Annotated in this window: 22 protein-coding genes and 2 pseudogenes; 15 read left to right on the top strand and 9 right to left on the bottom strand. The window is 74.5% G+C overall.

Features of this window, described 5'->3' with window-relative positions:
- Nucleotides 1–59: 59 nt before the first annotated feature.
- Genes hppD through ACTMS0_RS14105 form a run of 6 tightly spaced genes read left to right on the top strand, consistent with a single transcriptional unit; the run spans nt 60 to nt 6,189 of the window.
- Nucleotides 60–1,172, top strand: a complete 1,113-nt coding sequence (gene hppD, locus ACTMS0_RS14130; protein WP_441155622.1) for a 4-hydroxyphenylpyruvate dioxygenase — start codon at nt 60–62, stop codon at nt 1,170–1,172.
- Complete coding sequence (locus ACTMS0_RS14125; protein ID WP_441155621.1) at nt 1,169–2,098, top strand: phytanoyl-CoA dioxygenase family protein; 930 nt, start codon at nt 1,169–1,171, stop codon at nt 2,096–2,098. Before hppD ends, ACTMS0_RS14125 begins: the two co-directional genes overlap by 4 nt.
- A gap of 3 nt (nt 2,099–2,101) precedes the next feature.
- Entirely contained in the window at nt 2,102–2,893 is a 792-nt protein-coding gene (locus ACTMS0_RS14120) for a DUF3050 domain-containing protein (protein WP_441155620.1), read from the top strand.
- Nucleotides 2,890–3,861, top strand: a complete 972-nt coding sequence (locus ACTMS0_RS14115; protein WP_441155619.1) for a thiamine pyrophosphate-dependent dehydrogenase E1 component subunit alpha — start codon at nt 2,890–2,892, stop codon at nt 3,859–3,861. Before ACTMS0_RS14120 ends, ACTMS0_RS14115 begins: the two co-directional genes overlap by 4 nt.
- Complete coding sequence (locus tag ACTMS0_RS14110; RefSeq protein WP_441155618.1) at nt 3,862–4,827, top strand: alpha-ketoacid dehydrogenase subunit beta; 966 nt, start codon at nt 3,862–3,864, stop codon at nt 4,825–4,827.
- A 3-nt stretch (nt 4,828–4,830) separates the two neighbouring features.
- Nucleotides 4,831–6,189 carry a hypothetical protein gene (locus tag ACTMS0_RS14105; RefSeq protein WP_441155617.1) on the top strand — a complete coding sequence of 453 codons (1,359 nt, stop codon included), beginning with the start codon at nt 4,831–4,833 and terminating at the stop codon, nt 6,187–6,189.
- A gap of 73 nt (nt 6,190–6,262) precedes the next feature.
- Here ACTMS0_RS14105 and ACTMS0_RS14100 read toward each other — a convergent pair whose 3' ends face one another.
- Nucleotides 6,263–6,958, bottom strand: coding sequence for an SGNH/GDSL hydrolase family protein (locus tag ACTMS0_RS14100; RefSeq protein WP_441155616.1), 696 nt, complete (start codon nt 6,956–6,958; stop codon nt 6,263–6,265).
- Between the two features lie 93 nt (nt 6,959–7,051).
- On the opposite strand from ACTMS0_RS14100, the gene ACTMS0_RS14095 reads away from it, so the two are divergent.
- Nucleotides 7,052–7,519: an LOG family protein gene (locus ACTMS0_RS14095; RefSeq protein ID WP_441155615.1), complete on the top strand. Its 468-nt coding sequence runs from the start codon at nt 7,052–7,054 to the stop codon at nt 7,517–7,519.
- A gap of 56 nt (nt 7,520–7,575) precedes the next feature.
- Here ACTMS0_RS14095 and ACTMS0_RS14090 read toward each other — a convergent pair.
- From ACTMS0_RS14090 to ACTMS0_RS14070, 5 genes and pseudogenes are all read right to left on the bottom strand, one after another.
- A pseudogene (locus ACTMS0_RS14090) lies at nt 7,576–7,860 on the bottom strand (pyridoxamine 5'-phosphate oxidase family protein); the annotation flags it as partial.
- Between the two features lie 21 nt (nt 7,861–7,881).
- Nucleotides 7,882–8,523: an HAD family hydrolase gene (locus ACTMS0_RS14085; RefSeq protein ID WP_441155614.1), complete on the bottom strand. Its 642-nt coding sequence runs from the start codon at nt 8,521–8,523 to the stop codon at nt 7,882–7,884.
- 46 nt (nt 8,524–8,569) lie between these two features.
- Nucleotides 8,570–8,962 (bottom strand): MmcQ/YjbR family DNA-binding protein, encoded by a 393-nt coding sequence (locus ACTMS0_RS14080; RefSeq protein ID WP_441155613.1) that lies wholly within the window; start codon nt 8,960–8,962, stop codon nt 8,570–8,572.
- Nucleotides 8,963–9,013: 51 nt separating this feature from the next.
- Entirely contained in the window at nt 9,014–10,261 is a 1,248-nt protein-coding gene (locus ACTMS0_RS14075; RefSeq protein WP_441155612.1) for an MFS transporter, read from the bottom strand.
- Nucleotides 10,258–11,829, bottom strand: a complete 1,572-nt coding sequence (locus ACTMS0_RS14070; RefSeq protein WP_441155611.1) for a class I adenylate-forming enzyme family protein — start codon at nt 11,827–11,829, stop codon at nt 10,258–10,260. The genes ACTMS0_RS14075 and ACTMS0_RS14070 overlap by 4 nt, the downstream gene beginning before the upstream one ends.
- 263 nt (nt 11,830–12,092) lie before the next feature.
- On the opposite strand from ACTMS0_RS14070, the gene ACTMS0_RS14065 reads away from it, so the two are divergent.
- The 7 genes and pseudogenes from ACTMS0_RS14065 to ACTMS0_RS14035 all read left to right on the top strand — a co-directional run bounded on the left by ACTMS0_RS14065 (nt 12,093) and on the right by ACTMS0_RS14035 (nt 19,887).
- Nucleotides 12,093–13,394 carry an SGNH/GDSL hydrolase family protein gene (locus tag ACTMS0_RS14065; protein ID WP_441155610.1) on the top strand — a complete coding sequence of 434 codons (1,302 nt, stop codon included), beginning with the start codon at nt 12,093–12,095 and terminating at the stop codon, nt 13,392–13,394.
- A 65-nt stretch (nt 13,395–13,459) separates the two neighbouring features.
- Complete coding sequence (locus ACTMS0_RS14060) at nt 13,460–14,686, top strand: cytochrome P450 (protein WP_441155609.1); 1,227 nt, start codon at nt 13,460–13,462, stop codon at nt 14,684–14,686.
- A 76-nt stretch (nt 14,687–14,762) separates the two neighbouring features.
- Nucleotides 14,763–15,701 (top strand): annotated as a pseudogene (locus ACTMS0_RS14055) (alpha/beta hydrolase); the annotation flags it as partial.
- Between the two features lie 52 nt (nt 15,702–15,753).
- Nucleotides 15,754–16,881: an alpha-hydroxy acid oxidase gene (locus tag ACTMS0_RS14050; protein WP_441155608.1), complete on the top strand. Its 1,128-nt coding sequence runs from the start codon at nt 15,754–15,756 to the stop codon at nt 16,879–16,881.
- On the top strand, nt 16,830–18,203 hold the full coding sequence (locus tag ACTMS0_RS14045) for a PLP-dependent aminotransferase family protein (RefSeq protein ID WP_441155913.1): 1,374 nt from the start codon (nt 16,830–16,832) through the stop codon (nt 18,201–18,203). The genes ACTMS0_RS14050 and ACTMS0_RS14045 overlap by 52 nt, the downstream gene beginning before the upstream one ends.
- Before the next feature lie 67 nt (nt 18,204–18,270).
- Nucleotides 18,271–18,531: a hypothetical protein gene (locus ACTMS0_RS14040; RefSeq protein WP_441155607.1), complete on the top strand. Its 261-nt coding sequence runs from the start codon at nt 18,271–18,273 to the stop codon at nt 18,529–18,531.
- 108 nt (nt 18,532–18,639) lie between these two features.
- Nucleotides 18,640–19,887, top strand: a complete 1,248-nt coding sequence (locus tag ACTMS0_RS14035; RefSeq protein ID WP_441155606.1) for a D-alanyl-D-alanine carboxypeptidase family protein — start codon at nt 18,640–18,642, stop codon at nt 19,885–19,887.
- 37 nt (nt 19,888–19,924) lie between these two features.
- On the opposite strand, the gene ACTMS0_RS14030 is transcribed toward ACTMS0_RS14035, so the two are convergent.
- Nucleotides 19,925–20,947, bottom strand: a complete 1,023-nt coding sequence (locus ACTMS0_RS14030) for a LacI family DNA-binding transcriptional regulator (RefSeq protein ID WP_441155605.1) — start codon at nt 20,945–20,947, stop codon at nt 19,925–19,927.
- A gap of 100 nt (nt 20,948–21,047) precedes the next feature.
- Here ACTMS0_RS14030 and ACTMS0_RS14025 point away from each other — a divergent pair, with 100 nt between their 5' ends.
- Nucleotides 21,048–21,401 (top strand): hypothetical protein, encoded by a 354-nt coding sequence (locus ACTMS0_RS14025; RefSeq protein ID WP_441155604.1) that lies wholly within the window; start codon nt 21,048–21,050, stop codon nt 21,399–21,401.
- On the opposite strand, the gene ACTMS0_RS14020 is transcribed toward ACTMS0_RS14025, so the two are convergent.
- Both ACTMS0_RS14020 and ACTMS0_RS14015 read right to left on the bottom strand, forming a co-directional pair.
- Nucleotides 21,325–22,920, bottom strand: coding sequence for an ABC transporter permease (locus ACTMS0_RS14020; RefSeq protein ID WP_441155603.1), 1,596 nt, complete (start codon nt 22,918–22,920; stop codon nt 21,325–21,327). The genes ACTMS0_RS14025 and ACTMS0_RS14020 overlap by 77 nt on opposite strands.
- The gene (locus ACTMS0_RS14015) at nt 22,917–23,804 is read right to left on the bottom strand and encodes an ATP-binding cassette domain-containing protein (protein WP_441155602.1); all 888 of its coding nucleotides are present in this window, start codon (nt 23,802–23,804) and stop codon (nt 22,917–22,919) included. Before ACTMS0_RS14015 ends, ACTMS0_RS14020 begins: the two co-directional genes overlap by 4 nt.
- Nucleotides 23,805–23,907 lie beyond the last annotated feature (103 nt).

Here is a 23,907-nt window from a genome sequence, read left to right as displayed (position 1 = left end):
CGCGGGCGGGGAACGCCCGCCCGGCAAGTCACGGGGGGAACCGTGCGAAGGGCTGGGACATGGACATCCGTGGGATAGACCACATCGAACTCTACGTGGGGGACGCCCGGCAGGCCGCGTTCTACTTCGGCCGGGCGGTGGGCTTCCACCTCTGCGGCCAGGGCGGACCGGAGACCGGGCTGGCCGGGCAGCGGTCGCTGCTGCTCCGGCACGCCGACATCCGGATGGTGCTCACCTCCGGGCTGACCGCCGAGCACCCGGCGTCGCGGTACGTGCAGCGCCACGGCGACGGCATCGCCGTCGTCGCGATCGAGGTCGACGACGCCGCCGGGGCGTACGCCGAGCTGGTGGCCCGGGGTGCGACCGGCGTCATGCCGCCGACCATCGTCACCGGCGCGGACGCCGAGGTCGTCGTCGCCGAGGTGGACGGCTTCGGCGACGTCGTGCACCGCCTCGTCGAGCGGCGCGGGGACCGGCGGGAGTTCCTGCCGGGCCTGGTCGAGATGCTGCCCCCGGAGGACGACACCGACGAGCAGCTGCTCGCCGAGATCGACCACCTGGCGGTGTGCGTCCCGGCGGGGCAGCTCGCCGGGACGGTCCGGCAGTACCGGGAGGTGTTCGGCTTCGCCGAGATCTTCCACGAGTACATCGAGGTCGCCGGCCAGGCGATGAACTCGACCGTGGTGCAGAGCCCGTCGGAGCGGGTGACGCTGGTGGTGCTGGAGCCGGACACCACCCGGCGGGCCGGGCAGATCGACGCGTTCCTCGACCAGCACGCCGGCGCCGGGGTGCAGCACCTCGGGCTGCGCACCGACGACATCGTGGGCGCGGTCGAGACGCTGCGCCGGCGCGGGGTGCGCTTCGCCGGCACCCCGGGCAGCTACTACGACGCCCTGGAGGCACGGGTCGGCCGGGTCGACGCGCCGCTGGAGCGGCTGCGCGAGCTGGGGGTGCTGGTCGACCGCGACCACGGCGGGCAGCTGCTGCAGATCTTCACCGAGTCCATGCACGTACGCCGGACGCTCTTCCTGGAGCTGATCGAGCGGCGCGGTGCGCGGACCTTCGGCAGCGGCAACATCAAGGCGCTCTACGAGGCCAAGGAACGGGAGCTGGCCGCGGCGGGGGCGACCGCCGCCGTCGCGGCCGCCACAGCCCAGGGGGTGACGGCATGACCACGACCGAATTCGACCCGACGCTGACCGCCGAGGAGGAGGCGCTGCTCCCGTCCGACGAGGACGTGGCGTTCTACGCCGAGCACGGCTGGTACCTGTCGAAGAAGCTGCTCACCGACGACGAGGTGGACGCCCTCACGGCGGCCGCCGACCGGTACTACGCCGGGGAGCGGGACCGCCGCCTGCCGGTCCGCCCGTCGAAGCTCGCCTACTGGGAGCCGTCGAAGGGGCCGGTGCAGCGGCACAACGACTACGTCCACCACGAGCACGACGGCCTCGGCGCGCTCCTGCGAAAGCCGCTGATCGGGGCGGTCGCCGCCCGGCTCGCGCGGGCCGACGAGATCCGCGTGTTCCAGTCCACGCTGATCTACAAGCCACCCATCAACGGCGAGCCGTCGAACATCGTGCCCTGGCACTTCGACAAGCACTACTGGGCGTCCTCGTCGTCGGAGCGGATGCTCACCGCGTTCATCCCCTTCCACGACTGCGGGGAGGAGATGGGCACGATCACGATGGTCGACGGCTCGCACCGCTGGCGGGAGATCGGCGCCGACGACACGGTGGTGCGGCACTTCGCCGACCGCGACCGCGACCAGCTCGAGGAGATGCTGGCGCGCAACGCCGCGCACAACGGCGCCGAGATCCGCAAGGTCCCGATGGTGATCCCCAAGGGACACATGAGCTTCCACCACTGCCGCACCTACCACGGCAGCGGCGCCAACGTCAGCGGACGGCCCCGGCAGGCGATCTCGCTGCACCTGCAGGACGGCGACAACGCCTGGCGGGCGTACCCGCTCTCCGACGGCACCCTCGCCGCGTACAACCACGACGTGCTGGTCCGCCGCACCCACGACGGGCGGCCGGACTACGCGGACCCCGAATACTGCCCGGTCATCTGGCGCCACCGCGCCCAGCAGGGAGGCTGAAGCATGTCACGCTACGACTGGGGCCGGACGCACCCGGGGATCGAGCGGCTGGAGAAGGCGGTGACCGCCCGCCGGGACGTGGTGGTGCAGCACCCGCTCTACGCCAACCTCGACACCCACGAGGCGCTGGTCACCTTCATGGAGCACCACGTCTTCGCGGTCTGGGACTTCATGTCCCTGCTCACGTCGTTGCAGCGGCAGCTCACCTGCGTGACGGTGCCGTGGATCCCGACCGGCCCGACCGGCAGCCGCCGCCTCATCAACGACATCGTCATGGTGGAGGAGAGCGACGAACTGGGCGACGGCTACATCAGCCACTTCGAGCTGTACGTCCAGGGCATGCGGGAGGCCGGCGCCGACACCGGCCCGGTGGAGAGGCTGATCGACCTGCTGCGCGCGGGCCGGCCGGTCACCGAGGCGCTGGCCGAGGCCGGGGTGCCGAGCCCGTCGGCGGCGTTCGCCGCCACCACCTGGCGGATCATCGAGACCACCCCGGTGCACTGCCAGGCCGCGGCGTTCGCCTTCGGCCGCGAGGACCTGATCCCCGAGATGTTCACCCAGGTCGTCGCCGTCAACGAGCGGACGCACCGGCTGCACAAGTTCGTCGACTACCTCGAGCGGCACATCGAGGTCGACGGCGAGCAGCACACCCCGATGGCGATGCAGATGCTCGCCGACCTGTGCGGCGACGACGACGTGAAGTGGCAGGAGTGCGCCGACACCGTCAACACCGCACTCGCGGCCCGCGCGAAGCTGTGGGACGACATACTGGCCGCGATCAAGGGGAACGCGTGACCGACGCCGAGCCGGTCCGGCTCTACCGGACCGTACGGCTGATCCGCCGGTTCGAGGAGCGGGCGATCGAGCTCGTCCGCTCCGGTCACGTCGTCGGGGGCATCCACCCCTATCTGGGCCAGGAGGGGATCGCCGCCGGTGTGTGCGCGGCGCTGCGCCCCGGCGACGTGGTGGCCGGCACCCACCGCGGGCACGGGCACGTGCTGGCCAAGGGCGCCGACCCGGCCCGGATGATGGCCGAGCTGTGCGGCCGCGTCACCGGCCTGAACCGGGGCCGGGGCGGGTCGATGCACGCCGCCGACTTCGGTGTCGGGGTGCTCGGCGCCAACGCGATCGTCGGTGCCGGCGGCGCGATCGTCACCGGGGCGGTCTGGGCGCGCCGCCGGCGCGGCGAGGACCTGGTCGGGGTCAGCTTCCTCGGCGACGGCGCGGTCAACGAGGGGATGTTGCTGGAGGCGTTCAACCTGGCCGCGCTGTGGCGGGTGCCGGTGCTGTTCGTCTGCGAGAACAACGGCTACGCCACCACGATGCCGGTGGCCGGCGCGGTGGCCGGCAGCATCCCCGGCCGGGCCGAGGCGTTCGGGATCCCGGCGTCCGTGGTGGACGGTCAGGACCCGGAGGCCGTCCGGGCCGCCACCGCGGCCGCCGTCGGCCGCATGCGCGCCGGGGGCGGCCCCGAGTTCCTCGAGGCCCGTACCTACCGCTTCGACGCCCACCACACCTTCGAGCACGCGGTACGCCTCGAGTACCGCCCGCCGGAGGAGGTGGCGCGGGGCCGGTCCCGGGACCCGGTGGACATCGCCGGTTCCCGGCTGGCCCCCGACCGGCGCGCCGAGGTGGACGCGTCGGTGGAGACGGTGCTCGACGCGGCGGTGGCGTACGCCCTGGCCGGCCCCGAGCCGGATCCGGCCGGCGCGCTGGAGCACCTGTACGCCAGCGGGCTCACCGCCCGTGCCGGAGGTGGGTAGATGCCGAGGCTGTCGTACCGCAAGGCGCTCAACCGGGCGCTCGCCGACGAGCTGGCCCGCGACGAGGAGGTCTTCCTGCTCGGGGAGGACATCCGGGTCGCCGCGTCGAACGTCACCGCCGGGCTGCTGAAGCGCTTCGGCCCCGAACGGGTCCGCGACACCCCGCTGTCGGAGCAGGCGTTCACCAGCTTCGCCACCGGCGCGGCCCTCGCCGGGGCACGACCGGTGGTGGAGTTCCAGATCCCGTCGCTGCTGTTCCTGGTCTTCGAGCAGATCGTCAACCACGCGCACAAGTTCCCGCTGATGACCGGCGGGCAGTGCGCGGTGCCGGTCACCTACCTGGTGCCCGGTTCCGGCTCCCGTACCGGGTGGGCGGGGCAGCACTCCGACCACCCGTACAGCCTGTTCGCCCACGTCGGCGTCACCACCGTGGTGCCGGCCACTCCGGCGGACGCGTACGGGCTGCTGGTGTCGGCGATCCGCTGCGACGATCCCGTGGTGGTGTTCGCCCCGGCCGGCGCGATGGAGGTCCGGGCGGACGTCGACGACCTCGCACCGGTGCCGCTCGGCCGCGGGCGGGTGCACCGGGCCGGCGACGACGTCACCGTGGTCGCCGTCGGGCACCTGGTGCACGACGCGCTCGCCGTCGCCGACGACCTGGCCGACCAGGCGTCGGTGGAGGTGTTCGATCCGCGCACGCTGTATCCGTTCGACTGGGACGGCCTGCTCGGCTCGGTCTCCCGCACCGGGCGGCTGGTTGTCGTCGACGACTCCAATCGGTCCTGCGGCATCGCCGGGGAGGTCATCGCCACGGTGGTCGAGCGGGTACGGCTGCACGCGCCCCCGCGCCGGGTCACCCGCCCCGACGGCGCGGTGCTGCCGTTCGCTCCGGCGCTGGACCGGGCCGTGCAGCCGGGCCGCGAACAGCTGCGCTCCGCCATCCAACACGTCTTGAAGGACGGGTGAGACATGACCGACGTCGACTACCGCTGGCCCTCCGCCGCGCAGGCGTGGCTGGACCTGCCCGCCGACCTGCGGGCCGACCTGGTGGCCGCCGGGGCCGCGTCCTGGCGGGAGATCTTCGACGGCCGGGCCACGTACAACAAGCAGTGGCGGCTGGCCCGCCCGCCGGTGATGGACGAGACGTCGCTCGGCGTGCTCAACGCCGTCTGCGACCGGCTGGCCCAGCTCATCTTCGAGGCCTGCCGGCGGCGGGCCGGCACGGCGGGGGAGCTGCGCCGGCTGCTCGGGGTGCCCGAGGGCGAGACCCGGCTCCTCGACGACGCCGAGCCGCTGAGCGACGCGCTGCTCGCCGCGTTCCGCCCCGACGTCCTGCTCAGCGACGGGGTGCCGCGGGTGGTGGAGTACAACATCGACAGCAGCCTCGGCGGTGCGTTCGACGCCGACACCACCGTCCGGCGGTTCGTCGACGTCTACCGGCGGCGCGGCCTCACCGACCGCGCCCGGCTGGAACCGGCCCCCTCGGCGGTCGACCTCCGGTTCGCGGCCATCCGGTCCGGCCTGGCTCTGCCCGACGGGGCACGGGTGGCGATGCTGATCGACTTCGACGCCGAGTACCCGGGGCTGGACGACCCGGAGCGCTTCTTCCGGCTGCTGTCACCGGTGGTCGAGCGGGCCGCCGCGTTCGGCCTGGACCTGGTCATCACCCCGGTCTCGCAGGTGACGCTGGACTCCTCGTCGCGACTGGTCGCGCGCGGCGCACCGGTCGACGCGGTGTTCCGGCTCTTCGTGCCCAACCGGGTGACCCCCGGCGCCGGCGTGGACGCCCTGGAGGCGGCGGTACGGGCGCGGAGCGTACCCATGTGGGTGTCGGCCGCGGCCTGGCTGATCGCGAACAAGCAGGCATTCGCGTGGCTCTGGGACGACGCCGACGCGCTGCCGGCGGCCGACCGGGACCTGGTCCACCGCTACGTGCCGCGCACCTGGATCCTGACGCCGGACCTGGTGGACCGGGCGGTGGCCGACCGGCACGACCTGGTGGCCAAGCCCGCCGACGGCTCCGCCGGGGTGGACGTGCTGATCGGCCGGGAGACCGACGCCGAGACCTGGCGGGAGGGGGTGAGCCGGTTCGCCGCGCGGGGCGGCTTCATCCTCCAGAGCTACGTGAAGGCCGACGACGTGCCGCTGGACTTCGTGCACATCGAGACCGGCGAGACGGTCTCCGCGGACGTGCCGCACAGCATCGCGCCGTACCTGTTCGGCCGCCAGTCGGCCGGGGCGTGCATCCGGACCGGCTTCCCCGGCTGCGACGGCGTCCTCAACCTGGCCCGCGGCGTGCTCCTCTCCGGCCTCCTGGTGGTGGACTGACACCTCGGCCGGCCCTCGTTGATCAAGAGGTTTGCGTCCTTCCCCACCGCGTGTCGTGCCGCAAACCTCTTGATCAACTCATCCGGGCCTTCCGGGTGCGGAGGTGGTGCGACAGGCGGCGGAGGGTTTCCGCTGCGGCGATCGCGTCGCTGCGGGCGCTGCCGTGGCGGCCGTCGCTGCTGTAGATCGACGGGTCGGCGGTCAGCGGGTGGTCGGTCAGGTGCACGTGGACGGTGCCCAGCCGCTCGGCCAGGGCACGGGTGTGGTCGGCCAGGCGCCGCATCCGCGTCCCGAGGTTGGCGCGGTGCACCTCCGGGACGGCCGGGCTGTGCGAGACGTCGAACATGCCCACCGTGATGACGTCCGTCCCGGCCGCCTGCAACGCCTCGACCATCGCGGTCAGCTCGGCGTCCACCGCGTCGGCGTCGTACGCCGGCCGGAACGCGTCGTTGCCGCCGCACACGACCAGCGCGAGATCGGGCCGGAACTCCAGCGCCGGGCCGAGCTGGGTGGCCCGGACCTCGTGCGCCCGCAGCCCCCGCGAACCGAGATTGAGGTACGCCAGATCCGGCGCGGCTGCGCGCAGCTCGGCGGCGATCCGGTCGGCCCACTGCACGTCCGGATAGCCGTCGACCGGCTCGCAGAGCCCCTCGGCCACGCTGTCGCCCAGCACCGCGAAGCGCCGCCACGGGTGCCCGCTCAGCAGCGCCGCGCTCTCGCCCTCCCGCAGACACCACGGATCCGTCGCCTCGGTCATCGTCGATGTCATGCCGGGACGCTAGCGCAAGGAAGGGCCCCTTGTTAACGCCTCCGGTACAGGAAGGGCCCCCTGTTAACACCTTGCCCCGGGCAGGATGGGTCCGTGGTTCAGGTGGCGGTGTGCGGGCCGGCGACGGCGACGGACGTCGAACTGGCGCACGCCCGCCGGGTGGGGGAGTTGCTGGCCGAACGCGGCGCGACCGTCCTCTGCGGAGGCGGGGGAGGGGTGATGTCCGCGGTCGCCGCCGGCGCGCGATCCCGTGGCGGCCTGGTGATCGGCGTACGCCCCGACGACGGCACCGCCCCCGGACCCGTCGCCGACGTCACCGCCACGGTGGTCACGAACATGGGGCAGGCCCGCAACGCGATCCTGGTGTGGAGCGCCGACGCGGTGATCGCGGTCGGCGGCTCCTGGGGGACGCTCAGCGAGGTGGCGCTGGCGATGCGGCGCGGCACCATTCCGGTGGTGGTGCTCGGCGGCTGGCGGATCGTCGACGCCACCGGCACCCCCGTGCCCGGCCCGTTCCACGTATTGACGCCGGAGGAGGCGGTCCACGCGATCGACGTCTAGTGCACCGGCCGGCTGCTTCCTCGTTGCCCGCGCTGATCAGTCCGGAAGAGGCATCATCAGCGACGCCAGAACTGCCGTGGTGCGTACCCCTCACGCCGTAGCCAGTGCTCGGTGTAGACGATCCGCTCCGCCTCGATGACCACGAGCGTGTCCTCGGGCGGTTCGGACAGCGGACGCCCACGCTCCGCGTGTGCGCTCTCCCACCGGAACGCCGCCCAGTAGTGCGCGCGGTCGGGATGCTCCGGTCCGAGCACCCGGGCGGTCCCGAACACCTGCGCCCCGCGGCAGCTTGCCAGCCCGACCAGAGGTGCGAAGATGCCGACGGACACGCGCGGGTCGCTGGATGCGTCGCTCGGCGATGGTCAGCCCAGCAGGGCCAGCAGGTTGCTGGGATGGACAGCGGTCAGGTCGGCGGGACCGGACGGGTCGTACTGGTGGCCCCAGCCGGCCGCGACGGACCGGGCACCCGCGGACCGGGCGGCCCGGAGGTCCAGTGTCGAGTCGCCGACGTACGCGCTCCTCCCCGGCTCGACGCCGAGACGCCGGCAGGCGAGCAGGACGCCTTCCGGGTCCGGCTTGGGCCGGTCGACCTCGTCACCGCCGACGACGACCGTGAAGTGCTCCGCTAGTCCGGTGCGGTCGAGCAGGATCTCCGCGGCGGCGTGGCTCGCGCCGGTGAACAGGCCCACCGGCACCCGTCGGGCGGCCTCCGTCAGCAGGGCCGCCACCCCGTCGTAGACGGTCACCCGATCGGCCACCGAGGCGAGTTCGTCGTGGTACCGCGCCACGTCCGTGTCGCTCGCGGGCCGGCCGAGCAGTGCGGTGAGCAGTGCCGCGGGCGCGCCGAGCGGATACCCGGCGATGATCTCTTCGTCGGTGTGCTCGCGGCCGCCACCGGCGACGACCGCCGCCCGGTACGCCGCGGGGACCGCGGCGTGCGACTCGATCAGCGTTCCGTCCATGTCGAAGACCAGCCCCGCCACCGGGACCCCCGCGAGTGCCACGGGTCGAGGTTAGCGGAGCGTGATCGAAGGCGGCCTCGGCGCCGGGCTAGCCGGTCTCGGCGCGGTGGGCGGCGGCGAGGCGTTTCGGGGCTCGGGCGTACCAGGCCTCCACGATGAGTTCGGTCAGCTCCGCGACGCCGATGCGGTCCAGCCGGACCAGGACGGCGGGGTATCCGTCGAAGTGCGGGGTGGTGAAGTAGACGGCCGGGTCGTCGGCGAGCAGGGCCTCCTTGACGCCCAGGTCCGGGACCTGTGCGCCGAGGATCGGGCCGTCCGGCGCGGCGGCGCCGAGCGCGTCGAGGTCGGCCGGGCGCAGCGGCCGCTCCCACACGAAACCCTTGCCGCGCACCTTCCACGCGGGCATCCCGTCGTACGAGGGCGCCTCGGTCGTCTCCGGCAGGGCCAGCGCGATGCGGCGCACGTCGTCCCAAGTGGCCATGCGCCTGACCATACGCGGGCCGAACCCGCCGCGCGGGCCCGTCGCCAGCCGTTAAGAGGGGACCCCTTCTCTACCGGAGGCGTTAACAAGGGGCCCTTCCTTACCGCGCAGCGGTTGGGGGCGGAGGGCGGCGGCCAGGGGAAGGGCGGTGACCACGAGCGTGAACAGGGCCGCCACCACCAGCGCCGGCCCGAGGCCCAGGGCGGTGACCGACCAGCCGCCGAGCAGGGCGCCCAGCGGCAACCCGGCGAACGCCAGCGAGCCGGCCAGCCCGATCACCCGGGTCTGGAGGTCGGCCGGCGGACGCTCGTAGAGCGCCACGCCGAGCAGTGGGTTGACCACGGCGATGCCGATGCCGGACACGAACGTCACGGCGAGTACCACCGGCAGGTCCTCGCTGAACGCCAGCACCAGAAGCCGGGGTGGGCCGCTGACGGCCGCGCCGACCGCGAACGTCAGGTCGCGGCGCAGCCGGGGGCCGAGGACCGTGAACAGCAGGTTCCCCAGTAGCGCGCCGGCCGAGAACGCCCCGAGCACCAGCCCCAGCCCGGCGGGCGTGCCGAGCACGTCGGCCACCCACAGCGGGATGTAGACGGCGATGCTCGCGTTCACCACCATGTTGAGTGCCGAGATCACCAGCAGCATGGTGAGCAGGGTGCGGTCCCGCCGGAGGTAGCGGAATCCGCCGCCGAGCGCGCGCAGGTAGCTCTGCGCGGCCGACGGTGCCGCGGTGGCCGCCGGCGGGCGGACCAGCGCCGCGACGATCAGCGCGCAGACCGCGAAGCTCGCCGCGTCGATGAGGATCGCCCAGGTGACCCCGAACCACCAGATGAGCAGGCCGCCGAGGCCCGCCCCGAGCAGGGTGACCACGCGGCCCAGCCCGTCGTAGACGGACGTGAGCCGGATCAGCTTCACTCCGGCGGCCTCGGCGACCGGTCGGAACATCACGTGCTTGATCCGGTCGCCGACGCCGCGCAGCGCGCCCACCACGGCGACCAGCGCGATCAGGGCGCCGAAGCCGATCCACGGGGTGAGGGCCACCGCCACCATCAGGCCGGCGCTGCCCACGTCCGCGAGGATCGAGGTGCGGCGCAGCCCGATCCGGTCGGCGAGGGGCGGGCCGAGCGCGCTGGAGAGCAGGTACGGCAGCGTCTCGGCGGCGGCCACCACGCCCATCTTCGTCGGGCTGCCGGTCGTCTCCAGCACCAGCCAGGGGATGGCGACGACCGAGATCCGGCTGCCCAGGTTGGACAGCAGGTCGGCCCCGACCAGGGCGACCAGCTCCCGCCGGGGGGTCACGTGCGGCTGCCGATCGAGGCCTCCGGGTGCTCGACGGCGGACGGGTGGTCCGCCGCGTACCGGGTGCGCAGCGCCCGCTTGTCCACCTTGTTCGACCGGTTCAGCGGCAGTGCGTCGACGAACTCCACGCCGCCCGGCGCCCACGTGTCGCTGAGCGTCGCGGTCACCAGGTCGATCAGCTCCGCGCCGGTCACCGTCGCGCCGGGGGTCGGCACGACGTACGCGTACGGCAGTTCGCCGGCCACCTCGTCCGGCACGCCGATCACCGCGGCGGCCCGGACCTCGGGGTGCCCGGCCAGGACGTCCTCGATCGGCCGGGAGTAGATCGGCCAGCTGCGCTGCCGGGTGAGGATCCGGTCCTGGAGACGGTCGACGAGGTAGAGCCAGCCGTCGGCGTCGAGGTGCCCGATGTCGCGGGTGCGGACCCACCCGTCGACCAGCGTGTCGGCGGTCAGCTCCGGCTGCCCGTGGTAGCCGGCGAAGCGCAGCGCCGTGTGCACCCACACCTCGCCGTCCACGCCGGGCGGCAGCACCGTGCCGTCCTCAGCCCGGATCTCGATCCGCACGTCGCCGTACGGCTTCCCGCAGGAGCGCAGCCGCTCCGGGTGGGCCGGGTCCTCGGTCAGCCCGGGCTGGGCGGTGACGACGACCGCCTCGCTGAGGCCGTACACGATGCGCAGCACCGGGCCGAAGCGCGTGATCGCCTGGCGCAGCCGGGCGGGCGCGGCGGGCCCGGCGCCCACGTTGAACATGAACATCGATGAGAAGTCCGCACCCGGCAGGTCCGGATGGTCGAGCACCTCGTACAGCATCGGCGGGGTGACGAAGGTGGAGTTGATCCGCTCGGCCGGCACGGTGCGGAGGAAGGCCGCCGCGTCCCAACCGTCGCGCGGGAACAGCACGCCGCCGGTGAACAGGTTGAACAGCGTGGTGATCTGGCCGCTGGCCAGCCACATCGGCGAGTACGACAGGTGCCGCAGCAGCGGGAACCCGGCGGCGCGGAAGTCCGCGGCCAGGGCGAGGATCTGCGCGTAGAAGCTCTCCCGGTGGTGCACCAGTTTCGGGGTGCCGGTGGTGCCGGAGGTCTGGAGGAACGACTCCGGCACCGGCACGTCGACGGGTAGGGCGGACGCGTCGGGGCCCGCCGTCAGGTCCAGGTCGGCGCCGAGGGCCAGCACGGGTACGCCCGGCAGCCCGGCGGCCACCTCGGCGCCGACGTTCGCCGGATCGCGGGCGTCGTGGACGAGGGCGTCGGGGCGGGCCAGCCGCACGAACTCGTCGATCTCCCGACGCGAGGTGACCGGCGCGACCCACATCGTCCGGCAGCCCAGCAGGTGCAGGGCGAGCTGGACCAGCGGCGCCTCGACCGGGTTGCCGAGCGACACGAGCACCGCGGCACCGGGGCGTACGCCGCGCCGGATCAGCGTGGCGGCGAGCCCTCGCACGGCGGCGTGCACGTCCGCGTAGGTCAGCCGGCGCCCGCCGCCGACCAGCGCCTCCCGGTCGCCGTACCCGGCGAACAGGTCCAGCGCGCGGTGCACGTACCCCGGCTGCGGTCGGTCGGTCATCCGGACGCCCCCATCCCTCGCACGCCGCGCGGTGCCGAACGGCGTGCGCAGGCTGCGGCGACCGCGCCGCCGATTGCGAGCCTAGGGTGACCGGGCGAGGACGGACAGGAGCCGAAGGGGCCTCCGGCGCGCTCCGGCGGGACATTTGATCACGTCGATCAGGTCGATTGACGCCCGTCAGCGGCGGCGGCTAGGTTCCGGACCATCGCCCTGGTGAGTGCCGTCGATGGACGGAACCCTGGGCTGCCGACGATGGAGGTTCAATGTCGACCCCGAAGAGATGGCATGTCGTCACGGCCGCGGCGGCACTGCTGGTGGCGGGCACCCCCGCCGTGGTGGCGAGCGCCGGTCCGTCGTCCACGGAGGCGGAGCGCGGCCGGACGACCTGGGCGGCCAGTTGGGCGACCGCGGTCACCCGCGGCAACGCGACCGGCCTGACCAACACCGGCCTCAACAACCAGAGCGTCCGCATGGTCGTGCACACCACCGTCGGTGGGCCGGTCCTGCGGGTCCGGCTCAGCAACATGTACGGCGAGCAGGCCGTCAAGGTCGGCCGCGCGACCATCGCCCGCCCCGACACCGCCACCCCCGCCGACGTGTCCGACATCGACCCGGCGACGCTGCGCGAGCTGACCTTCGACGGCGCCACCTCGGCGACGATGAACCGCGGCGCTGAGCTGCTGAGCGACCCGATCGCCTTCCCGGTCGGCGACCAGCAGGACCTGGTGCTCACCGTCCATTTCCCGACCCCGACCGGCCCGGTGACCTTCCACGGCCAGTCCCGGCAGACCAACTTCATCGGCGCCACCGACCTCACGTCCGCCGCTGACGGCGCCGGTTTCACGATCCGGCCGAACTGCTGCTGGTTCTTCCTGTCCGGCATCGACGTGCAGCGCCGGCACAGCCCCGGCTCGGTGGTGGTCTTCGGCGACTCGATTGCCGACGGCAACGGCAGCACCGTCAACGCCAACAGGCGCTGGCCCGACCTGCTCGCCGACCGGCTGATCGACGCCCGCCCCGACGTCCGCACCCCGGGCGTGCTCAACGCCAGCCTCGCCGGCAACCGGCTCAACCATGAGGGCCCGGAACCGGGCGCCGGTGGCTTCCCCGGCTACAACGAGCTGGGGCCGAACGCGCTCGCCCGGCTCGACGAGGACGTGTTCGCCCAGACCGACGCCCGGACGGTGATCACCCACCTGGGCATCAACGACATCTGGATGTCGAACGACTCCGCCGACGCCGTCATCGCGTCGCTGCGGCAGGTCAACAGGCAGGTCAAGGCGCGCGGCCTGCGCAGCCTCGTGGCCACCCTGACGCCGTACGAGGGGCACGGCAACCCGGGCGTGTGGACGCCGGAGAAGGAGGCGACGCGGCAGGCGGTGAACGCGTACCTGCGCAGCAGCACGGAGTTCGACGGGCTGCTGGACTTCGACCAGGTGCTGCGCGACCCGGCGCAGCCCAGCCGGCTGCTGCCCGCGTACGACTCGGGGGACCACATCCACCCGAACGACGCCGGCAACCAGGCGATGGCGGACGCCGTGCCGTTGCGCCTGCTCGATCTGTAACACCGGTGCGGGCGGCGGGCCATCCCCGCCGCCCGCACCACCGAATCCTGGGGAGGATATCGTCCATGGCGGACGTCGAACAGCTGCTGACCCGTCTCTACAGCGACGAGGGCCGGCAGGACCCGTACCCCTGCTACGCCGGGCTGCACGCGCTGGGGCCGATCACCGCGCTGCCGCCCCGCCCGGAGCACCGGGCGATCGCCGCGGTGGCGGTCGGCTACGACCTGGTCGGCGCGGTCCTGCGGGACCCGGAGTGGTACAAGCAGCCCCCGCCGGGCTGGGAGGAGCAGGAGATCCTGCGGACCTTCCAGACCTCGATGATGTTCGTCAACCCGCCGGACCACGGCCGGATGCGGCACGTGTTCGCCGGCACCTTCACGCCGCGCCGGCTCGGCGCGCTCGAACCGGTGATCCTCCGGGTCGCCGACGAACTGCTGGACGCGATGGCCGACGCCGGGGGCGGCGGCGTCGACTTCGTCGCCGACTTCGCGTACCCGCTGCCGGCCCGGGTGATGGCGGAGTTCATCGGCATCCCCGAGGCCGACCTGCCCTGGTACCGGGAGCGGGTCGACCGGATCGACGAGTTCCTGGACGTGGCCGGCAAGACCCCGCAGCGGCTCGCCGCCGCCAACACCGCCGGCGCCGAGCTGCGCGCCTTCTACGCCGACCTGCTGGCCCACCGCCGCCGCAACCCCGGTGCGGACCTGATCAGCGGGCTCGTGGAGGCGGTCGACGCCGGCGGGGTCGAGCTGACCGAGGACGAGCTGATCAGCAACCTGATCGTGCTGTTCAACGCGAGCTTCGTCACCACCGTCTACATGCTCAGCAACGGCCTGCCGCTGCTGCTGGCCCACCCGGAGGTGGCCGCCGCGCTGCCCGGGGATCCGGAGCTGACCGCCGGTGCCGTCGACGAGATCCTGCGGCTGGAGGCGCCGGTGCACTTCCTGGCCCGGGCCGCGCCGCGCGACGCCGTACTCGGCGGGGTGCCGGTTCCGCGCGACCAGAACGTGCTGCTGATCATCGCCGCCGCCAACCGCGACCCGGCGCGCTTCCCCGACCCGGACCGGTTCGACCCGCGCCGCTCCGGCCCGCCGTCGCTGGCGTTCGGCATCGGCCCGCACTACTGCCTCGGCGCCGCCGTGTCCCGCCTCGAGGGCCGGCTGGCGCTGCCCCGGCTGCTGTCCCGCTTCCCCCGGCTGCGCATCGAGGGACGACCGGCCTACAGCGGCAGCCTCTTCCTGCGCGGCATCGACAAGCTCCTGGTGAGCACCGGGGGAGAGGAGAGCCCGTGAGCGAGCGGAGCGAGCGAACCATCAGGCACAGCGGCGTAGTGCCTCGCGCCGCTGCCGAGCGAAGCGAGGTGGCGGCGTGAGCTTGCATCCGCAGGCGGAGGCGTACCGGGCCGCCCGGGCGGCCGCCGGCACGCCACCGCTGTACACCCAGACCCTCGCCGAGGCCCGCGCCGCCGACCTCGCCGCGATCCGCGCCGGCTCCGGCGCGGTCGAGCCGGTGCACGAGGTACGCGACACGCACGTGCCCGGCCCGGCGGGCGACCTGCCGGTCCGGGTCCACCGCCCGGCCGGCGCCGGGCTGCTGCCGACCCTCCTCTACTTCTTCGGCGGCGGGTGGACGCTGGGCAGCGTCGACACCGCCGACGGGATCTGCCGGCGGCTGGCCAACGCGGTGCCCTGCCAGGTGGTCACCGTCGGCTACCGGCTCGCCCCCGAGGCTCCGTTCCCGGCGGCGGTGCACGACTGCCACGCGGCGCTGCGCCACGTCGCCGCGCAGCCGGAGGAGTTCGGCGCCGATCCGGCGCGCCTCGCCGTCGGCGGGGACAGCGCGGGCGGGAACCTCGCCGCCGCGGTCACCCTGCTGGCCCGCGACGCCGGTCCCCGGCTGGTGGCGCAGCTGCTGGTCTACCCGAACACCGACCAGACCGCCGAGCCGGCCGGCGACGACGACCCGCTGCTGTTCAACCGGCGCTCGGTCGCCTGGTACCGGTCGCACTACCTCGCCGACCCGGCGGACGCCCGGGACCCGCTCGCCTCGCCCCTGCTCGCCGACGACCTGAGCGGCCTGCCGCCGGCGCTGGTGGTCACCGCCGGGCACGACCCGCTCCGGGACGAGGGCGAGCGGTACGCCGACCGGCTCCGCCACGCCGGCGTGCCGACCACCCTCAGCCGGTACGCGGGGATGGTCCACGGTTTCTTCGCGATGCCCGGCACGTTCGACGACGGCCGGCGTGCCCAGGACGAGGCGGCCGCCTTCCTGCGGGAACGGTTCGGCCTGGACGCCACGGTGGACGGCCGGCCCCCGGTGGGCGCCGACGCCACCAGCCGGCTCGGGACGGTGGCCGGGGATGTCTGAGACGACGCTGCCCAAGCCGGACGTGCCGCTGGGCGAGCCGCCCGCCCCCGCGGGGCTGGCCGACTTCGCCGACCTGGCGCGGGCGGTGCTGCCCCCCGAGGTGTGGGACTTCGTCGACGGCGGCAGCGGCACCGAGACCACCCTCACCGCGAACCGCCGGGCCCTGGACCGGGTCGGTGTCCTGCCCCGCGTGCTGCGCGGCGTGCCCACCCCGCGCACCGCGGCGCGGCTGCTCGGCGCGACCCACGCGCTGCCGGTGGCGATCGCGCCGATGGCGTACCAGCGGCTGCTGCACCCCGACGGCGAGATCGCCCTCGCCGGCGCGGCCGGCGCCGCCGCCATCCCGTACGTGGCCAGCACGCTGAGCAGCGCGCCGATCGAGGAGATCGCCGCGGCGGGCGGGACGGTCTGGTTCCAGCTCTACTGGCTGCGCGACCGGGGGCTCGTCACCGACCTGCTGGACCGGGCGCAGGCGGCGGGCTGCGCCGCGCTGGTGCTCACCGTGGACGTGCCGATCCTCGGCCGCCGGCTGCGCGACGTGCGGAACTCCTTCGCCATCCCACCGCACGTCCTCGCCGCGAACCTGCCCGCCGGCCGGGACGACCTCGCGCACGCCGCCATCCCGGGGGTGTCCGCGGTGGCCGCCCACACCGGGGAGGTCTTCGCGCCGGCGGTCACCTGGGCCGACCTGGACTGGCTGCGGGCGCGTACCCCGGTCCCGCTGGTCGTCAAGGGTGTTCTCGACCCGCGCGACGCCGTGCGCGCGGCGGAGGCCGGGGCGGACGCGGTGGTGGTCTCCAACCACGGTGGCCGGCAGCTCGACGGCGCGCCCGCCACCGCCGCCGCGCTGCCCGACGTGGTCGAGGCGGTTGCCGGCCGGTGCGAGGTGCTGCTCGACAGCGGTGTCCGGGGCGGCGTCGACGTGCTGCGCGCGCTCGCCCTCGGCGCGCACGGCGTGCTGGTGGGCCGCCCGATGCTCTGGGCGCTCGCCGCCGGGGGCCGCGCCGGCGCCGAGACCGCGCTGTCACTGCTTGCCGGCGAGTTCCGCGACGCGCTCGCGCTGGCCGGCTGCGCCGATCCGGTGGAGGCCCGGGACCTGCGGACGACGACTGTGGAGTGAACGTGACCGTGGACCTGCACGTGGCCGACCTGCACCCGGCCCTTGACGATCCCGCGCTGAACTCGATGAACTTCCTCAACGAGGTCGCGCAGCACTACCCGGACGCGGTGTCGCTGGCCGCCGGCCGGCCGTACGAGGAGTTCTTCGACGTCGCCGCGCTGCACCGGCACCTGGACACCTTCCGCCGGCACCTCGCCGACGACCTCGGGCAGAGCCCGGAGCAGGTGCACCGCACCCTGCTCCAGTACGGGCGCACCAAGGGGATCATCCACCAACTGGTCGCCCGCAACCTCGCGGTCGACGAGGAGCTGACGGTCGACCCGGAGGCGATCGTCGTGACGGTCGGCTGCCAGGAGGCGATGTTCCTGGTGCTGCGGGCCCTGCGCGCCGGCCCGGACGACGTCGTGCTCGCCGTCGCACCGACGTACGTCGGGCTCACCGGCGCGGCGCGGCTGCTGGACCTGCCGGTGCGCCCGGTGGCCACCGGACCGTCCGGAGTGGACGCGGCCGACCTGCGTGCACAGGTGCGCCGCGCCCGGGCCGAGGGGCTGCGCCCGCGCGCCTGCTACCTGATGCCGGACTTCGCCAACCCGTCGGGGACGAGCATCGGTGTGGCCGGGCGGCGCGCGCTGCTGGACCTGGCCGCCGAGGAGGACCTGCTGCTCATCGAGGACAACCCGTACGGGCTGTTCCCGGCCGGGGACACCCGGCGGCTGCCCACGCTCAAGGCGCTCGACACCGCCCGCCGGGTGGTCTACCTGGGCTCGTTCGCGAAGACCGTGCTGCCCGGCGCCCGGGTCGGCTACGTCGTGGCCGACCAGCGGGTGGCCGGCCCGGACGGCACGGTCGACCTCCTCGCCGACCAGCTAGCCAAGATCAAGAGCATGGTCACGGTGAACACCTCGCCGATCGCCCAGGCGGTGGTCGGGGGTGCGCTGCTGAAGCACGGGTGCAGCCTGGTCACCGCCACCGTCCGCGAGCGGGCCGCGTACACGCGGAACCTCCACCACCTGGTCGACGGCCTCGGGCGGCGCTTCCCGGCGGGGTCGCCGGTGCGCTGGAGCGTACCCACCGGGGGCTTCTTCGTCGTGGTGACCGTGCCGTTCCCGGTCGACGACGCGCTGCTGCACCGCTCGGCCCGCGAGTACGGGGTGCTGTGGACGCCGATGGCGCACTTCTACGGCGACGGCGCGCCGGTCCACGCGCTGCGGCTGTCGGTCAGCGCGGTCACCCCCGCCGAGATCGACGTCGGCCTGGACCGGTTGGCCGCGCTCGTCACCGACGAGATGGCCCGGCGGGACGCCACCGTCACGGTCGGCTGACACACCGCGTTCACCGCATGGCAATGCGCGACGGCCCGCGTTCCGCCGTCCTGGATGGACACTCATAATGGTTGCCATGGTCACCTGGGAGTACGCCCTGCTGGTCCGCCGCTATCAGGGGCAGGGCCGCAATTTCCACGTCAGCTTCATCTGGTACGGCCCGGACGGGTCGCGCCGGGACGTCACGGCGTACGGCGACACCGCGATCGCGCACCTCAACCGTGTCGGGCGCGAGGGCTGGGAGCTGGTCTCCGCGGCCGAGGACGTGAACAACGTGCAGGGCAGCACCGAGGTGCACCGCTACCACCTGAAGCGCCCCCTGCCCTGAGCACCGGCGCGGTGGCCGCGCGCGGAGGGCCACCCACCCGTCACCTCCCGGTGACGACTTGCCGGATCCTCTCCCGAAAGGCCGATCTTGTTGACTAGGGTCGGCGGCATGAGATTTCGGCTGCTGGCGGCTGCCGCGTGCACCCTCCTCCTGCCGGTCACAGTCCCCGCGGCGGCCACGGCCGCGCCGGGGCGTACCGCCGCCGTCGCCCCCGACGTGCCGTGCCCGCGCGTCGCCGTGCCGGCGCCCGCGCCGTCGCGTCCGCCCCGGCCGACGCCGCCCCCGGCGGTCGCCGAGGACCGGGCGGTGGGCGGGCCGGCGCTGGCCACCGCCGGCCTGGTCGTCCCGACCGACGCGCCCCGGCCGCCGGGCGTGACCGCGACGTCGTGGCTCGTCGCGGACCTGGACACCGGGCAGGTGCTCGGCGCCTGCGGCCCGCACGAGTACGCCACCCCGGCGAGCGTGCAGAAGCTGCTGCTGGCCGCCGCCGTGCTGCCGCGCCTCGATCCGGAGCAGGTCGTCACCGTGACCCGGGAGGACCTGGACATCGAGCCGGGCTCCTCGGCGGTGGGCCTGGTCGTCGGCGGGCGCTACCGGGTGGAGACGGTCTGGCTCGGTCTGCTGCTCCAGTCCGGCAACGAGGCGGCGAACGTGCTCGCCCGCCTCGGTGGCGGCGCCGAGGGCCGGGCCGGCGGGGTCCGGGCGATGAACGAGACGGCCCGCCGCCTGGGCGCCCGGCAGACGCGTGCGGTCACCCCGTCCGGACTGGACGGGCCGGGGCAGTTCACCAGCGCGTACGACCTCGCCCTGGTCGCCCGGGTCTGCTTCGCCGACCCCACCTTCCGGCGGTACGCGCTGACCGAGACGCACCAGATCCCCGCCCAGAGCAAGCCCCGCACCAAGGGTTTCCAGATCCAGAACGAGAACCAGCTCATCCACCGGTACCCGGGCGCCCTCGGCGGCAAGACGGGCTTCACCGACCTGGCCCGCCACACGTACGTGGGTGCGGCCGAGCGGAACGGCCGGCGACTGGTCGTCACGCTGCTGGGCGCCGAGTCCCGGCCCGCCCGCGGTTGGGAGCAGGGTGCCGCCCTGCTCGACTGGGGTTTCGCCCTGCCCGGGGACGCCGCCGTCGGCCGGCTCGTCGAGCCGGGCGAGCTGGACGCGGCGGCGTCCGCCTCGCCGGCCCCCGAGGGTGCCCGTCCGGTGGCCGCCGGCGATCCGCTCCCCGACGGGCTGACCGGGCCGGGGCCGCTGCTGGTCGCGGCGGTGGCCGGGGTGGGCGGCCTGCTGACGCTGGTGGTGCGCCACGCCCGGTCACCCCGGAGACGCCGCCGGGGCCGGCGCCGCGCCTGAAAGTTCCAGGCGTCTACCGGAAGTGATGACGGCCGGGTCAGGAGCCCGGGGGAGGGGCGGAGCTGTCCCGGACGACGAGCGCGGTGGCGAGCTCCACCCGGGGCGAGTCGATGGCCTCGCCCTGGGCCAGCCGCAACGCCGTCCGCGCCGCCAGCCGGCCCATCTCGACGAGGGGCTGGCGGACGGTGGTCAGCTGCGGCGACGCCCACCGGGCCTCGGGCAGGTCGTCGAAGCCGACCACGCTGACGTCGTCCGGCACGCGGAGGCCCCGGCGGCGGACGGCCTCGTACACGCCGAACGCCATCTGGTCGCTGGCCGCGAAGATCGCGGTCGGCGGGTCGTCGAGGTCGAGCAGGGCCGTCCCGGCAGCGAACCCGGAGGCGTGGTAGAAGTCGCCGGGCTGCACCAGGCGGTCGTCCACCGCCACCCCGGCCGTCTCCAGCGCGGCGCGGTGCCCGTCCAGGCGCGCCCGGCTGCACAGCAGGTGCGGCGGGCCGGCGACGAAGCCGATCCGCCGGTGCCCCAGGGAGAGCAGGTGCTCGGTGGCGGCGAGCCCGCCCGCCCAGTTGGTCGCGCCGACCGTCGGCACGTCGGTGGCCGGCACGCCGGCCGGGTCGACCACCACCACCGGCACGTTGAGCCGGCGCAGCTGCGCGTGCAGCGGCGGGCTCAGGTGCGAGGTCACGAAGATGACCGCGTCGGTGGCCCGCGCCCGCAGGTTCTGCAACCACTGCCGGGCCGACGCGGGCTGCCGGTGGATCGCCGAGACGACGGTGCCGACCCCGGCGCCGTGCCCCACGTCCTCCACGCCGCGGATGATCTCCACGGCCCACGGGCTGTCCAGGTCGTTGAAGACCAGGTCGAGCAGGCCGGCCCGGTGCACGGTGCGGTTGCCCGGTCGCCGGTAGCCGTGGTGGCGTAGCAGTTCCTCGACGCGCTCCCGCGTCTCCGGTGCGACGTCGGAGCGTCCGTTGAGCACGCGGGAGACGGTCGGCACCGAGACGCCGGCCTCCCGCGCGATCGCGGTGATGGTCACCCTGCGTCCCTCGTCCGTGTCCACCCGCGCCTCCTTAGCGTGCGAGCAGTTACGGAAACTCCCCGGAAGCTTGTCGGACACCTTTCGGTCCGCCCAGCCCCCACCCCCACCACCACGGTTGAGCGTGCCCCGCCGGCCCGGCGCGCAGCCGTCCACGTACCTGACGCCCCGGCTCGGCCAGGCGAGCCACGTGTCCAACGTCGACCCCACACCGGCGTACGGGTTCGGGCACTGCCTCACGTACACCACCTTCACCTGGACCGACCTGGCGGTCGACGTGCCGGCGGCGCCCACCGACGGCGAGCTTCGGCTGCACTTCACCCTGACCAACACCGGCGACCGCGCGGGGAGCGAGGTGATGCAGGTCTACGCCCACGACCCGGTGGCGTCCGTCGTGCAGCTCAGCCGCGAAGATCCCGCCGCCGGAGGCCGGCCACGCCCACACCGGTGGCGAGCAGCGCCAGCGCGGCCATGGTGAGGGCCGCCGGCCAGTTCGGCCCAGTGGCGGGCACGGCCGAGAGGTGCGCGAACGGCGACAGCTCGCCCACCCCGTCGGGTGCGTCGACGCTGTCCGCGAGGACCTGGAGCAGGAAGCCGCCGGCGGCCGGCAGGGCGCCGATCCCGGCCACCGCCCCGGGCATCCACCCGAGGGCCAGCACCGCGGCGCCCACACAGAGCAGCACGACCGGCAGGACGTTCAGCGTGCCACCGAGCGCCGCCCCCAGCGGCAGGTCCGCGTCGACGACCGCCGCCCCGGCCCAGGTGGCGGCCGCCGCAACAGTGAGCAGCACCACCGACCCGGCCAGGACGGTGGCCACCTCGGCGCCCAGCAGACGCAGCCGGGTGACCGGCAGGGCGTACAGGGGGGTCAGGCGTCGGTCGGCCTCGGCCGCCGCGAAGGCGGCGAGACGGACCGCGGCGAAGACGCCGACCGGCACGGCGAGCAGGGCGAACAGGGTGGCCGCGTACCCACGGACGCTGCCCAGGCCGGCGAACCCGGCCTGGGCAGCCAGGTCGGCGAAGCGCGGGTTGTCGGTGAGGAACCGCGTCATCGACGTGGCGAGGATCCCGATCAGCAGGAAGTACGCGCCGACGCCGGCCGCCCAGCCGCCGAGCGGGCGTAGCAGCCGGCGCAGGGCGAACCCCGGCACCGAGCCGAGCAGGCGGAGGCGGGGCGGCCGGCCGGTGGCAGCGGCCACCAGCCCGCCGCCGACGTCCCGGCGGCCGGCGAGGAGCACCGCCGCGGCCGCGACCGCGACCGTGGCGGCGGCCAGCACCACCAGCGGCAGCGTCCGGTCGTCCAGGTACGGCCGGGTCAGCGCCAGCAGCCCGAACGGGGACAGCCACCGCAGCCAGGCCAGCGCGTCCACCCCGTCGCCGACCATTCGGGACAGCAGCCCGACGCCGAGCACCGCCACCGTGGCGCCGGTTGCCCCGGCCCGGGTGGGGAACACCTGGGCGGCTAGGGCGGCCAGCGCGACCGCGAACGTCCCGGCCAGGGCGAGACCGGCACCGTGCCGGACCGCCCCGGGGACCGGGGTGCCGACGGCGGTGAGCGCCCCGGTGACGGCCGCGCCGATCGCCGCCATGACGGCGACCAGGACGAGCAGGTGCCGGCGCAGCACGGCCGGCGGGGCCAGGCGCCCGGCGAGCAGCAGGCTCCACCGGCCGGACTCCTCCTCGCCGCGGGTGGTCCGGGTGGTCGCGAGCAGCCCCCATACCGACAGGAGGACGGCGAGCACCGTCCCGGTGCGCCAGACGGTGAAGCCGCCGGGGGTGTCCAGCGCGACGGGCTCGCCGAACAACGTGCGGATCGCCGGGTTCTCGGCCAGGGCGGCCAGCGCCGCGGCGTCAGCCTCGGTGCCCATCGTGCTCTCGTACGTGGTGGCGACCAGGGCGGACATGCCGGCCGCGACGGCGAGCACGACCAGCCCGCCGCGCCGGACCTGGTGCGCCGCGAGGCGGGTGACGGCCCGCCGCGCCGCCGTGGTGGTCACCGGCCCTCCCCGTAGTAGTCGAGGAAGATCTCCTCGAGGGTGGGTTCCCGCATGCTCACCGCGCTGACGTCGGCCGCCGCGATCTGCCGCAGCGCCGGCCCGGGCGGCCCGCTCAGCGTGAACCGCACGGCACCCTGGCCGGTGTGCTCCACCGCCTGCACGCCCGGCACGTCCGCGAGGTCCGGCACCGGGCCGGCGAACCGGATCTGGACCTCGCTGCGGTGCAGGGCCCGCAGGTCGGGCACCGCCGCCACGTCGACCAGCCGCCCGGCGCGGAGGATCCCGACCCGGTCGCAGACCGCCTCGACCTCGGCCAACTGGTGGGAGCAGAGGAAGACCGTCCGCCCGTCGGCGCGGGCGTCGGCCACCGCCCGCCGGAACTCGCGCTCCATCAGCGGGTCCAGCCCGCTGGTCGGCTCGTCGAGGACCAGCAGCGGGGCGCGGGTGGCGAACGCGGTGACCAGGGCGACCTTCTGGCGGTTGCCGGTCGAGTAGGTGCCGGCCGGCTTCGACAGGTCGAGCGCGAACCGCTCCACCAGCTCGTCCCGGTAGGCGCGGTCGACGCCCGGGCCGACGGCGCCGAGCAGCTCCAGCACCTCCGCGCCGGTCAGCCGCGGCCAGAGCGCCACATCGGCCGGCACGTACGCGAGCCGCTGGTGCGCGGCGGCGACGTCGGCGGCGTCGACGTCGAAGATCCAGGCCCGGCCGGCGGTCGGGCGGGCCAGCCCGAGCAGCAGCCGGATGGTCGTGGACTTCCCGGCGCCGTTCGGGCCGAGGAAGCCGAAGACCTCGCCGGCGGGAACGGTCAGGTCCAGCCCGTCGAGGGCGGACACGGGGCCGTACCGCTTGGTCAGGCGTTCGGTGCGGATGGCGGGTGCGCTCACGGCAGCCTCCCGGGTCGTCGGGGCTCACGACTGCCGACCAGACTTCCCGGCACACCGGGGTCAGCGTAGCGCCTGTCGTCAAACGGCGGCCGGCACCGTCCGC

Origin of the sequence: Micromonospora sp. H33, from assembly GCF_052068455.1 — a bacterium.
Classification (GTDB): domain Bacteria; phylum Actinomycetota; class Actinomycetes; order Mycobacteriales; family Micromonosporaceae; genus Micromonospora.
Note: the sequence above shows the minus strand (reverse complement) of the source record. Positions and strands in the feature narration are given on the sequence as shown.

Bases quoted from the DNA above. Each gene is read 5' to 3' on its own strand.
- hppD (WP_441155622.1), top strand. From the start codon at position 60: ATGGACATCCGTGGGATAGACCACATCGAACTCTACGTGGGGGACGCC.
- ACTMS0_RS14070 (WP_441155611.1), bottom strand. From the start codon at position 11,829: ATGACCGACCGACCGCAGCCGGGGTACGTGCACCGCGCGCTGGACCTG.
- ACTMS0_RS14060 (WP_441155609.1), top strand. From the start codon at position 13,460: ATGGCGGACGTCGAACAGCTGCTGACCCGTCTCTACAGCGACGAGGGC.
- ACTMS0_RS14100 (WP_441155616.1), bottom strand. From the start codon at position 6,958: ATGACATCGACGATGACCGAGGCGACGGATCCGTGGTGTCTGCGGGAG.
- ACTMS0_RS14065 (WP_441155610.1), top strand. From the start codon at position 12,093: ATGTCGACCCCGAAGAGATGGCATGTCGTCACGGCCGCGGCGGCACTG.
- ACTMS0_RS14050 (WP_441155608.1), top strand. From the start codon at position 15,754: ATGTCTGAGACGACGCTGCCCAAGCCGGACGTGCCGCTGGGCGAGCCG.
- ACTMS0_RS14120 (WP_441155620.1), top strand. From the start codon at position 2,102: ATGTCACGCTACGACTGGGGCCGGACGCACCCGGGGATCGAGCGGCTG.
- ACTMS0_RS14105 (WP_441155617.1), top strand. From the start codon at position 4,831: ATGACCGACGTCGACTACCGCTGGCCCTCCGCCGCGCAGGCGTGGCTG.
- ACTMS0_RS14035 (WP_441155606.1), top strand. From the start codon at position 18,640: ATGAGATTTCGGCTGCTGGCGGCTGCCGCGTGCACCCTCCTCCTGCCG.
- ACTMS0_RS14125 (WP_441155621.1), top strand. From the start codon at position 1,169: ATGACCACGACCGAATTCGACCCGACGCTGACCGCCGAGGAGGAGGCG.
- ACTMS0_RS14040 (WP_441155607.1), top strand. From the start codon at position 18,271: ATGGTTGCCATGGTCACCTGGGAGTACGCCCTGCTGGTCCGCCGCTAT.
- ACTMS0_RS14080 (WP_441155613.1), bottom strand. From the start codon at position 8,962: ATGGCCACTTGGGACGACGTGCGCCGCATCGCGCTGGCCCTGCCGGAG.
- ACTMS0_RS14110 (WP_441155618.1), top strand. From the start codon at position 3,862: ATGCCGAGGCTGTCGTACCGCAAGGCGCTCAACCGGGCGCTCGCCGAC.